Here is an 11,851-nt window from a genome sequence, read left to right on the forward strand (position 1 = left end):
CCCTGTTTATGAAACTAATTTTCATATAATCCGACTTGATCTCCTGCTTTCACTCCCATAATAAGGATTTTCATCCAATACCAGCAGGAACAAAGAATTTTTCATAGAAAGAGGAAAGCTCTCATAATGGAGCTTTCCTCTTCGCCTTACCATTCAGCAATGCTGTTGTCATCGTGACGCCAGATTGGATTGTGCCAATCATGTCCTTCTTTGGCTCGCTCACGTACATATTCTTCATCAATCTCTATACCAAGTCCTGGACCTTGAGGAATTTTCACAAACCCATTTTCATAATCGAAAACGCTGCGGTCCTTAATATAATCCAGCAGGTCATTATCTTTATTGTAATGAATCCCCAGGCTCTGCTCCTGGATGGTCGCATTATGAGCAGTTGCGTCCACGTGCAGACAGGAAGCAAGAGCGATAGGTCCAAGTGGACAGTGGGGAGCCAACGCTACATCATACGCCTCGGCCATCGAAGCAATTTTCTTGGTTTCTGTAATTCCTCCGGCATGAGAGATATCCGGCTGGATCACATCCACATAACCATCGGATAATAGATTCTTAAACTCCCAGCGAGAAAACATTCGTTCACCAGTAGCAATAGGAATATGGGTATGCTGAGCTATTTCTCTCAATCCTTCATTATTCTCTGCAAGTACAGGTTCTTCAAGGAACATAGGGCGATATGGTTCCAGTTCTTTGGCCAGTACTTTAGCCATAGGTTTATGAACACGCCCGTGGAAATCGATTCCTATCCCTACTCCTTTTCCAACCGCTTCACGTACGGATGCTACGCGTTCCACCGTCTGATCAATTTTTTCATATGAATCAAGATATTGTACTTCTTCCGTTCCATTCATTTTGATGGCCTGAAATCCCGTGTCTACTGCTTCCTTGGCTGCCTGGCCTACGTCAGATGGCCGGTCGCCGCCAATCCACGAATATATTTTGATAGAGTCACGACATGCTCCTCCTAGCAATTGATAGATAGGAGCATTGTAATATTTCCCTTTAATATCCCACAACGCCTGGTCAATTCCGGAAAGAGCACTCATCAGAATAGGGCCTCCCCGGTAAAAACCAGAACGGTAAAGCATATTCCAGTGGTCCTCAATGCGGAAAGGATCCTTACCGATCAAATTCTCCATCAGTTCTTCAACGGCTGCCTTTACCGTGTGGGCTCTTCCTTCAATCACCGGTTCTCCCCATCCGGCAATCCCTTCATCCGTTTCAATTTTTAAGAATAACCACCTTGGCGGTACTTGAAATAGTTCATAACTTCTAATTTTCATATCTCTTCCTCCTTATAAGCTTTTATAACTTCCAGTGCTCCATGAAACGTGGCCATATCACTGCTTTTTTCATCCAGTTCATGGATGTTCCAGTCCTGCTCAAGCTTTTGCAGTAGATAAACAAACAGGTCTCTGAGCGGACTGGAACCTCCAACCATAACCCAATCAAGTCTATCCAGCTTTGAGAGTGCAAGTTTAATAGCTTTCCAATCTTCATGAAAAAGGACGCCAGCCATATAGTTGGCTCGTTCATTGGCATTAACTTTCCCTTGCAGATCCAAAAGGCGAACGTGGAACAAAGCCCGAGTGACTCCGACTTTCTCACACGATGTAAACCCTTCATCAAAGTAATCAGAGATGAAAGACTCAATCAACTCCTCCTTAAGCGAATCGGACAGAATCGTTTCGGATTGAACCGCTTTCAAAAGTTCACCAGCTAGTGTGGTGTAACTTTTTTTTAGGGTCCCATCCTCTGCGACAAATACGAATTTCGTATGCGACCCTGGCAGAACCATTAACCCTTCACCATGCGGCCGCTGCTGGTTCCAAAGTCCGATCGATTCCACCTCTTCCCCGCGCATCACATCATACTCATCTATCGAACCACTTTCTGCCGTTCCTTCAAGACTGGTACTTTTCATACCAGGAATAAACAAGCATGGAATATGAAAAAATTCTTCAAGCCTGATCATTTTTGCTTGAGCAGCTAAATCTTTCACTCCTGCAGGTCCAGTTACATGGGGGACTTCGAAGAGGCCGATATTAGATGTGATCATGCCCGAAGCCGCCATATAATCCACATCTGACAGTTCTAATCCATTACGTTCGACCAGGGACCGGATCCCTTCCTGTAAGTACGATTTTAGACGATCTGTATTTCCATCCATTGCCGTATTTCGGATACCGGCTTCTATTTTAAGAACATCGGTCAACTGACCTTCTTCTCCTGCTGCCAGGCGCAGACGCGAATTGGTCGTTCCGCAATCGATGATTATTTTCGCCATAACATCCCTCCTCAATCTTTGAAGACTTGATCTCGAATGGCCACAAGCTCTCTCGCCGCTTCTTCAATTTTATTAAACTCTTCTTGTTCCACCCACGTTGGATGAACCAGAGCACTTCCCAGTCCAACGGAGTGCCAGCCCTTATTCAAGTACTCGTCTAGATTTGATGATGAAATTCCTCCGACCGCCATTCCATTAATGAATGGCATAGGACCTTTTAAATCCTTTAGGTAACGAGCATTCACCTGAGTTGCAGGGAAAACCTTTACCAGGGATGCCCCATACTCGTAAGCCGTTAAAACTTCGGTTGGTGTGAAAACTCCTGGAATCACTGGGATGCCGTAACGGTTTCCAGTCTGAATGGTTTCTTCCTTCAGCGTCGGCGCCAGCATGAAATCTGCACCTGCGTGAATGGCTTCGCGGGCCGAGCTGCCATCAAGTACAGTCCCTGCTCCCACGACCATATCAGGATATTGCGTCTTCACTTGTTGAATGGTTTCCAGAGCATGTGGTGTATTCATCGTTATTTCAAGAATACGAATCCCGCCATCATATAAGCTACTCACTATAGACTTTAGAGATTTGGTATTTTGCAGCCTTAAAATGGCAACCAGTTTTTCCTTTTCGATCATTTCAAGTACTTTCATTAACGCCTCTCCCTTCACCTCGTTCCTTATAACGGAACGCTGTTCCAAAATATAATTATAAAAAAATCAACTACTTGAAAACTAAAGTATTCCAGTTGTCTTTGTCAACTATCTTTCTCTTTTTCAATACCCCAGACTGCGTGAAATCTCAAGTGCGGTGTGTAAGAGACTCCCCGTACAAGATTTAACTTTTTCTTCTGTCATCCTTGAAGTTGAACCTGCCACGCTAATGGCCGCTATCGCTTCGCCGCGATGATTCCAAATGGGTGATGCCGTACAACGGATTCCCTCTTCATGTTCTTCATTATCTATCGAGTAACCTCGTTCACGTATGTGACCCAGTTGCTTATTCAACTCATCCTTATCCGTAACAGTATGGGGCGTATATTTCTTCAATGTGAGAGTACTCAATAGATGATCGCCTGCTTCTTTGGAAGCAAAAGCGAGCAGAGCTTTTCCAATGCCCGTGCAATATAAAGGGGCCCGCTTACCAACAGAAGAGTACATACGAATTGGTGCATACCTCTCTACTTTATCCACATAGATGACTTCTGCCCCTTCTCTTATCCCCAGGTGGATAGTCTCACCTGTCTTCTGTGCGAGCTTAACTAAATAAGGATTTGCCGTTTTTCGAATGTCCATGTTTTCAGAGACGGTCTCACCAAGTTCCAGCAGTTTTAATCCCAGACGGTACTTCTCAAGCATGTCATCTTGTCTTACATACCCTTTTTGTTTTAATGATGCCAGCAATCTATGGACCGTGCTTTTTGCTACATCTAAATGATGAGCAATCTCTGTAACTCCCATCCCCTCCGCATTTTCCTGTAACAACTGAAGAATAGATAACGCCCGGTCAACAGATTGTACGGTGGATACTGTTCGATCACTCATTCTTTTTCAACCTCCTCTATCTTCATTTAGCTTATCATAATCAAAGCCCCCTCTGGGACTTATTATTTGTGGATTCCACTTACACAACTAAACAAGCATCAGTCCTTTTTCCCAGATAAAATCGGAATAAACTGATGCATTCTTAGGAGAGGGGTATGGGGAAGAGGTGTGCTATGCTTTTCGACTAAATGGATGAATGATGCGGCTCACAATCTTTAATAAATTTAAATTTTTGTTCGTAATCAAACTCTCAATTAACTGAATATTGACCGACTTCGTAATCAAATCCAGTTGATTATTATCAAACTTCTCTATAGTTCTACGCAAGGTAAGTGAGTCGTGGTAACTCTGAGAAAGCGGCTTAACAAGCTTAGTATAATCCCCAACACCTGCAATATCATGTGCGGCATAGATCCCCGTGAGGATCGATTCAAATTGCCCAAAGCCAAATACAGGCGTAATAGACCCCCAGCAATTCCCGATAAAAAATGTATTCCCAATTCGATCGGTTTGGGACTTTCCTATGCGATAATCTTTTAAAGAGTATTCATTGATAATCGTAAAATCCTGATCCAACCGCCTGTAGACATTTTCCAGACACATCTTCCACAGCTCGTCTTTATCTAAATGCTCATTCTCAGGGTATTGTGGGTAGACCAGTACAAGAGAGGCTTCACAATCTGAGTGAGGCAGCAAATAGGCCATTCCTTTAGGTGCATAATCATTATTAAAAAAAGCATGGGCCTCTGTCTGGTTAAAGTCCCCCTTGATCGTCGCTCCTTTAAAACTTGCTTTAAAAGCAACATCATAAGCCTGAAGCTTCTTCGTATCCAGGGGATCTCCTGTGGCTAAAACAATATGCGTGTACTCTTTGGACAGTTCCTCATACGTAACATTTTGATTGTACTTAATTTTCCCTTTAAGCTGACTTTCCATTTGCTTCTCGAAAGAATCCGGATGTTTCCCTCGCATATTAGTGAACCCCAGATGTCCCTGAATAAAGGAGTATTCATTTTTTGAATAAATGTTGAGTTTTTGTATGTTACTTGAAGGCTTTAAGTGAAGATCATGTGTCTCTGATAGATACTTAATCGCGTCATCATAAGGCGTGTGAAACATGGAAAACATAGCTTCTGCTATGACAAATCGATCCCCTACCTCTTCCCGTCTTTCAAATATATCCGCTTGATAACCATACTTCTCAAGGGTTAATGCACACGAAAGTCCGGCTAGACCGGATCCCATAATTGCTATGTTCATATGCCGACTCCTCCAAATTTCTTGATTATCTTAGTATAATTCAATCTCTTTATCCTATACGAACATTATTCTAAACCTATGGAGTTCATTAGACCCACAGTCATAAAATATACAGGATTTAAGTCCTCTTTATTGTAATGAAAAATAAACCCTCCATTATAACTTCCATAATATTACTCCAATACAATTAAAAGCGAAAACATGGAAGGGAGAGGTACTATGAAAAAATTAGCATCAATTGTGTTGTTGTTGGGACTTACGGCCATGGTGTTTATTGGGTCAGGAGTACAGGTAGCTGCTGAAGAGTCGGGATCGAAAAGCAATAAGGTACTGAACATTGCGCACCGAGGTGCATCTGGATATGCTCCGGAAAATACTATGGCAGCCTTTGAACAAGCTTTTGAGATGAAGGCGGATATGTTTGAGCTTGATGTACAGATGAGTAAAGACGGGGAATTAGTTGTTATTCATGACACTAAAGTGGATCGAACCACCGATGGGGCTGGAAAAGTGAAGGACCTAACGTATGATGAATTACAAGAACTTGACGCAGGAAGCTGGTTTAGTGAAAAATTTGAAGGAGAAAAAATCCCAAAGCTTGGAGAAGTATTGGATGAATACAGAGGTAAAATCGCCATTCTGATTGAAATTAAATCACCCTCTCTTTATCCTGGAATTGAACAAAAAGTAGCTGACGCTTTAGAAGCTAGAAATATGGACAAACCAAATAATAATAAAATTATTGTTCAGTCCTTTAATCATGAATCCGTTAAAAACTTCCATTCCATTCTTCCAGGTGTACCCGTTGGAGTGCTTGTAGGATACAGTGAAAACGGCATTTCTGATCGGCAGTTAGAGAACTTTGCCGCTTATGCTCAATATGTAAATCCAAACAAAGCGATGATTGATTCTGAACTGGTTGACCGCATACATGCTTACGGGTTAGAAACCCATCCCTACACGGTAAGAGATCGTGTAGCCGCACAATACTTACTGAACGCTGGAGTGGACGGCATTATCACAGACTACCCTGACTATGTGGACCCCCATAAGCAATAATTATGAATAGTTGATAGAATCAGGTCTTTGTTCCAAAAGTGAAACAGACCAGTTTCAATCTTAAATAAAACAGGGAATTTCCAAATCGGAAATTCCCTGTATTTATTCAAGGTAATTAGGACATTTAAAGACTTTTTCTAATTATGAATGTATTTTTCAAATACCTCTTTGAAGTCCTTTTGCGTGTTTTCACGGTATTTTTTTTCATACCATCCGTAAGCAAAGTTCGCAGCCTGTTCAAATTCCCTTGAGATATCATTATCATGGAAACGGTTATCTTTAATTAAACTAGTTGCTGCCCCGATACTATCTCTGGCAAAATCCGAATAAAGGCGGTTTTCTTCCTGGATATGGGAAATTGCTACCAGCGATTTATATAAATCAGCGATCGCTTCGCCCTCATCCTTAGCAATATCAATACTGAAAACTTTATTTCCCATCGTGAATTTAATTTCTAAATCCAGATCGATGGTACCAGCCGTTTCAATCGAGGGGTTACTGACATGATGCTGATAATACTCATACCTTAAAATATTGCGTTTACTGCTGGACGCCTTTTCTCCATCCAAATGGATGAGCGCTCTGTTTGTAAAGCAATACTCGTCCGATTTTGATTTAATGAGGAAGAAAATTTTCTCCCCATCCTCTGTAAGCACAAAGTCATCCGACTGTGTTTTATCAAAATCTTCTTTTTTAATAATTTTACCTATATCACTTAATCCTAATGCATCACTAGCCAGCTTCTTGAACAATAGAACCTCCCCTTTCATTCATTAAATTTGAAACAACTATTCACCTGCTTTATTTCGACAAAAAGGATAACTTTCCTTCTTCTATTGAAGCGAATCTCCCGTTTTTTTCAGACCCTTGATTATCTGACTATCTGAACCACTCAACTAATCCAATCATACTAAGCAGGCCAAGCAGGAACGAAAACGTCGCCAAGCGCTCATATCCATGTCCGTGACTTTCAGGAATAAGTTCTTTATAAACAATGAACAACATGGCGCCTGCAGCAAATGCCAGTCCATAAGGCACAAGGAATAAGGCAATTTGAACTAGATAAAGCCCCGCAAACCCTGCCAGACACTCCATAATCCCTGTGGCCATCGCAAACGTGATGGCTATAGCCTTTGAAACTCGTTGATTAACTAAGAATATGGCTACCAGGAACCCTTCTGGTGCGTTTTGAAGAGCCATGGACAACGCAACTACAAGACCAAGATTTTCTATTTCACTGGCTAGACTCGCCCCTACTGACAGCCCTTCTGGAATATTGTGTAAGGTCATTGCCACAATTAACATCCATGATTGAGAAGAAAGAATAATATCCTCCCTTTCATGATCCATGTCGGTATGGGGAATAAAATATTCAAGCATATTTAATATGAGAGCTCCAGTCAACACTCCAATCCCAAGAATGTATAAGTTCGTAAGTTTTAAAGAAGCAGGGATTAAACCATAAGTTGAAGCCGCCATCATTACCCCTGCCGTATAAGCTAATATTATATCCATTCTTCTGTGGGAAATGTTGCGAATAAACAATACCGGGATAGCCCCCAGTACGGTGGCTAAAGCTGAAGCAATCATTACCATAATATTAGAATCCATAGCCGTCCCCCCCCTTGGCTTTGCTGGAACAGTCAGACTTTAGTGTTCTTAATCACTATATGTACAGGCCTAACAAGCTTATGCAATAGAAGAAAAAGGGGGATTGAACCTAAAAGAGAGATTCCCCAAAATCGTGGAATCTCTCTTACACATGTATTATTTTTTTGATCCAAGAACGCTCTGATTGATCACGCACTCCCTTATTACCAGGGAGACCTCTCACACGGATGGCTACTTGTTGAATTCAATTACGTTTCCGTCAGGGTCGCAAATATATACTTGGTGCCAGTCCGTTTTATTATGAGGTTTATTTAATATTTCGACTCCATAAGTTTCCATTCTTTTAAGGAAAGCTTCTATGTCCTTTACCCTTACGGCAAAATGACCATCCCTAGAATCAATTTCTGTTGTCCCACGTAGAGTTTTCCCCTCATTATGTACAATTAGATGAATCTGAGTTTCTCCCACCTGATACCACGCGCCGGGAAATCCAAAGTCTGGACGCTTGCTGCTCTCTTCGAATCCTAACACCTCACCGTAAAAATGTTTGGCTCGTTCAATATCTGTAACTAGCAAAGAAACGTGATGAATACCTTTATACATATAATCTATTCTCCTTTCCTTATATAATAACGAAATTCCAACTAAGGCTATACTCTTTCCTATTATAATACGCTATAAGTAGAAAAAAGAAAAAGACTACCTCAACAGGCCATCTTTAATTATAAGTGGTAGTCATCCTGGTCTTTCTCTGCTTCAATAACTTCTCCAGTGTAACCATCAACCTTGCTTTTGTACTCATTTTGCCCAGCGGCCTATACTACATAATAGGGACTGTCATCTACTTCAAATTCTTTAATTGCGCCTTTTCCTTCTTCTTTGCTGCTTTCAATATTTCCAACTACTTCATAATCTAAGGCGCTTGTCATTTGCAACTTGCTCTAATATAGAGCTGACAAACCTCTTACTTTCTCTTTAGTCTCTTGCTGTTGGGAGGTGGATGTTAAATTCTCCTAAATAACGTCTATTAGTCCAGCTAAAATAAAGAATGCGGATTATGTTGAAAAAATATTCCCCGGGAAATTAAATCAGTTATTTTCCCGAATCATGTAAAACTGCTTATTCTGGATGATTTTCAAAAAACATCGAGAGCTCTATCGATTCAGCCATCTTCTTATAGCCTAAATCATTAGGATGCAAATGATCTCCAGAATCATATTCAGGAAGATAACGCTTAGGATGATTGGGATCCCTCATGGCTTTGTCAAAGTCGATCATACCATCAAAAGCCCCACTGTTCCTGATCCAATCATTAACTGCCTGCCGTGTCTTTTCTCCTTCTTTCGTGTACATACTTGAACCTTTATAAGGGGTTAACGTAGCGCCATAAATTTTAATCCCTTTTTCATGAGAGGCATGGATAATTTCTTTTATGCGTTGAATGATTTTCTCTGGCCCATATTCAGGGTAATGCCGGATATCATTTAATCCCTGATGAAAAATCAAAGACGTAACGGCGGTCTCGTTAAACACATCCCGCTCTAGCCTTGCTAATGCATTTTCTCCTCTTTCTGAGCCGCTGTTGATTAAATGATTACCTGAAACTCCGGCATTTAATACAGATAACTTGTTTTTTTCAGATTCCTGATTCATTCGCTGCGCCAAATAATCAGGCCAGCGGTGATCAGCGTTGACTGTCGAATAGTTTCCGTTCGCAATGGAACTGCCCATTACTACAATAGAACCTTTTACTGAAGAGTCTGCCATAACATCGACCCCGTCCACCCAGAACCAGGCCTCTTCTTTTTTCGTGAATGCAGAGGCACTTGAATCAGAAACGTGGTTGCCGGATGCTGATATATATGTCTCCTGGATGGATAAGGGATGCCATGTAGCAGGTCCGGTAGGTTTACGCACAAACATGCTTACCGCTAGTTCTTCCATACGATTCACCTTAAGTGAAACGGGATCACTCACCAATTTTCCTCCAGGGGGGATCGTTATCTTTTCTGCACCGCCGAATGTGACATTTCGATCCGTGCCTGCAATCGTCTCTGCTTCATTTTTAGAAACAGCTACCTGTATCTCGTCAATGATGATGGGTGACGATCCAAATTCATTAGACAAGCGTATGCGCATCTTCTTTCCATCAATATGCGGTTGAATAATCGAACGGATGGTTTGATTATCAAATCCTTCTTGGGATATTCCATCTGTAAAAGGGGCTTGCATACTTGTACTCCATGCCCCAACCCACTCTCCTTGCTCATCTGAGAAAAGCCACTCTCTTGTTATATAAATGCACAGAATCATCATAATAACCGCTAAAAAGACATAAACCCGACGTCCCATATATACTCGCCCTTCTAGTTGCACTCTTTTTTCTAGACTTTACATTTTAACACTTACGCTATTTATTCTCACACACGAGCGAATTTCCAACGAGATTTAGTACGTTTTTATCCCGAGAGAGTTTAGTCGAGAGGATAAAAAGGCTAATAGCATGGTTTCCTTATGAAAGTTAGAGCATATGTTATTAGCACGAAACTCTTATCAGGAGGGCTATTAACTATGAGTGAAGATTCTTCAAAGAAACATTCAAAACCAATTCCAACTTCGGTTCTAGACTTGTTAATTAGTGACATTTTCAGAAAGAATGGCGTCAATGAGGAAAAAATAAAAGAAAAACTTTCAGACGAGCAAAAGAAACGTATTAAGAATATGGTGGATGATCTCAGCAGTCAGGTGGACTCATTGATAGACTCTAACAAAAAAGATACACAATAATAGTTTCAAAATCCCTAAAGATAGCTGCCAAAATCGGCAGCTTTTTCTATTAAATAAATTCTCTAAATGATTGAAAATGGTTACTTTCATCAGCCATAAAGCACAATCCATCTCTACATCCAAATAATACTATATATCATACCAAGAAAGGGAGTGTTAAATAATGAACAAGAAATCCAGTTATGGCCATAACTATTACCACGGAGGTCATCCTCACGGAAACTACTATCATGAAAAACATGAGAAAGATTGCAGAGATGCCCATGATGCTGCAATTGTTCTTGAGGATGGTACTGAAATTTCGTTAAGTGATCAGGAATCTGATGAACTGATATGGATTAGAAATTCTTGTAATGTGAATGTCCACACAACCGATACCCAGGCAGCTATTTCTCTTCAAATCGGTCTCCAATTAGCTATTGCATTAGTAATCAGTATCAGTATTGGTGATTCTGATAAAGGCAAGGCTATCGCTCAAGAAATCGTTCAGAAATTCGATTCAGAACAAACAAACTACCAAAAAATCTTCATTGATAACTCAAAAGATGTAGATATAACAACCACAGATACTGATTTGACGGTAAATATCCAAGCTTTGCTTCAAGTGCTTGTAACGTTAGTCGCTGAGTTAGATGTATTTTAATTAAATTATTTAAAAGAGGTGAAAAAAACATGGAAGAAAAGAAATGGAGAGCACTAGATCATTATTGTGGTGCTAAAGACGATGGAGCCGATGAAATGCAGGACGCCGACCAAGTTGTTAAAAATGAACAGAAATCCTATGAATGGATTATCGTTAAAGACTCTGAAGAAGTACACGTAAAAACTACTGATACCCAAGCTTCTGTTTCTCTACAATTAGGAATCCAGGCTGCTATTGCCGCAGTAATCAGTATCACTATTGGAGACTCTGATCAAGGGAAGGCTGTAGCACAAGATATCAAACAGTTTATTAAAACAAAACAAAACAACAGACAGAAAACCATTATTGAACATTCCAAAAATGTAAAAGTAGTAACAACTGATACTGATCTAGCAGTTAACATACAAGCGCTTCTACAAGTTCTTGTAGCTATCGTGGCTAAACTGGACGTACTATAATAGGCTGCTAGAATTAAAAGAGGACAAGAAACAAGCGTTTTATGTAAAAGAAATGTTAAAGAGTATATATCCTGACTTGCCTGAACGACGGAATAATCCGTAGTCACTTTCGTAGTCAGAGGGACCATAGGAAAGGCTTGCTGCCTGCCATTTTGGCAGGCAGTTTCAGTTTACATAAAGAAATTCAAGTTTTTAA

General features: G+C 40.7%; 13 protein-coding genes. 4 read left to right on the plus strand and 9 right to left on the minus strand.

Annotated features, from left to right (window positions below; all coding sequences use genetic code 11):
• Window positions 1–146: 146 nt before the first annotated feature.
• The 5 genes from dgoD to LCM11_RS14710 all read right to left on the minus strand — a co-directional run bounded on the left by dgoD (window position 147) and on the right by LCM11_RS14710 (window position 5,097).
• Window positions 147–1,295, minus strand: coding sequence for a galactonate dehydratase (gene dgoD, locus LCM11_RS14690; protein ID WP_224895027.1), 1,149 nt, complete (start codon window positions 1,293–1,295; stop codon window positions 147–149).
• The gene (locus LCM11_RS14695) at window positions 1,292–2,299 is read right to left on the minus strand and encodes a 2-dehydro-3-deoxygalactonokinase (RefSeq protein WP_224895028.1); all 1,008 of its coding nucleotides are present in this window, start codon (window positions 2,297–2,299) and stop codon (window positions 1,292–1,294) included. Before LCM11_RS14695 ends, dgoD begins: the two co-directional genes overlap by 4 nt.
• Before the next feature lie 11 nt (window positions 2,300–2,310).
• Window positions 2,311–2,946, minus strand: coding sequence for a bifunctional 4-hydroxy-2-oxoglutarate aldolase/2-dehydro-3-deoxy-phosphogluconate aldolase (locus LCM11_RS14700; protein WP_224895029.1), 636 nt, complete (start codon window positions 2,944–2,946; stop codon window positions 2,311–2,313).
• 123 nt (window positions 2,947–3,069) lie between these two features.
• A complete protein-coding gene (locus LCM11_RS14705; protein WP_224895030.1) occupies window positions 3,070–3,837 on the minus strand; it encodes an IclR family transcriptional regulator in 768 nt (255 codons plus the stop codon).
• 171 nt (window positions 3,838–4,008) lie between these two features.
• On the minus strand, window positions 4,009–5,097 hold the full coding sequence (locus LCM11_RS14710) for an FAD-dependent oxidoreductase (protein WP_224895031.1): 1,089 nt from the start codon (window positions 5,095–5,097) through the stop codon (window positions 4,009–4,011).
• A 219-nt stretch (window positions 5,098–5,316) separates the two neighbouring features.
• Here LCM11_RS14710 and LCM11_RS14715 point away from each other — a divergent pair, with 219 nt between their 5' ends.
• Entirely contained in the window at window positions 5,317–6,156 is an 840-nt protein-coding gene (locus LCM11_RS14715) for a glycerophosphodiester phosphodiesterase (protein ID WP_224895032.1), read from the plus strand.
• A 137-nt stretch (window positions 6,157–6,293) separates the two neighbouring features.
• Here the strand turns inward: LCM11_RS14715 and LCM11_RS14720 are convergent, their stop codons facing one another.
• The 4 genes from LCM11_RS14720 to LCM11_RS14735 all read right to left on the minus strand — a co-directional run bounded on the left by LCM11_RS14720 (window position 6,294) and on the right by LCM11_RS14735 (window position 10,119).
• A complete protein-coding gene (locus tag LCM11_RS14720; RefSeq protein WP_224895033.1) occupies window positions 6,294–6,908 on the minus strand; it encodes a PH domain-containing protein in 615 nt (204 codons plus the stop codon).
• Between the two features lie 127 nt (window positions 6,909–7,035).
• Complete coding sequence (locus LCM11_RS14725) at window positions 7,036–7,767, minus strand: ZIP family metal transporter (RefSeq protein WP_224895034.1); 732 nt, start codon at window positions 7,765–7,767, stop codon at window positions 7,036–7,038.
• 231 nt (window positions 7,768–7,998) lie between these two features.
• The gene (locus LCM11_RS14730; RefSeq protein WP_224895035.1) at window positions 7,999–8,370 is read right to left on the minus strand and encodes a VOC family protein; all 372 of its coding nucleotides are present in this window, start codon (window positions 8,368–8,370) and stop codon (window positions 7,999–8,001) included.
• Window positions 8,371–8,886: 516 nt separating this feature from the next.
• Complete coding sequence (locus LCM11_RS14735; RefSeq protein ID WP_224895036.1) at window positions 8,887–10,119, minus strand: SGNH/GDSL hydrolase family protein; 1,233 nt, start codon at window positions 10,117–10,119, stop codon at window positions 8,887–8,889.
• Between the two features lie 219 nt (window positions 10,120–10,338).
• Here LCM11_RS14735 and LCM11_RS14740 point away from each other — a divergent pair, with 219 nt between their 5' ends.
• The 3 genes from LCM11_RS14740 (at window position 10,339) to LCM11_RS14750 (ending at window position 11,655) form a co-directional block, all read left to right on the plus strand.
• Complete coding sequence (locus LCM11_RS14740) at window positions 10,339–10,554, plus strand: spore coat protein (RefSeq protein WP_224895037.1); 216 nt, start codon at window positions 10,339–10,341, stop codon at window positions 10,552–10,554.
• 163 nt (window positions 10,555–10,717) lie between these two features.
• On the plus strand, window positions 10,718–11,197 hold the full coding sequence (locus tag LCM11_RS14745) for a spore coat protein (protein WP_224895038.1): 480 nt from the start codon (window positions 10,718–10,720) through the stop codon (window positions 11,195–11,197).
• 29 nt (window positions 11,198–11,226) lie between these two features.
• On the plus strand, window positions 11,227–11,655 hold the full coding sequence (locus LCM11_RS14750; protein ID WP_224895039.1) for a spore coat protein: 429 nt from the start codon (window positions 11,227–11,229) through the stop codon (window positions 11,653–11,655).
• Window positions 11,656–11,851 lie beyond the last annotated feature (196 nt).

The organism is Halobacillus halophilus (assembly GCF_020171985.1).
GTDB classification, from domain to species: Bacteria; Bacillota; Bacilli; order Bacillales; family Halobacillaceae; genus Halobacillus; species Halobacillus halophilus_A.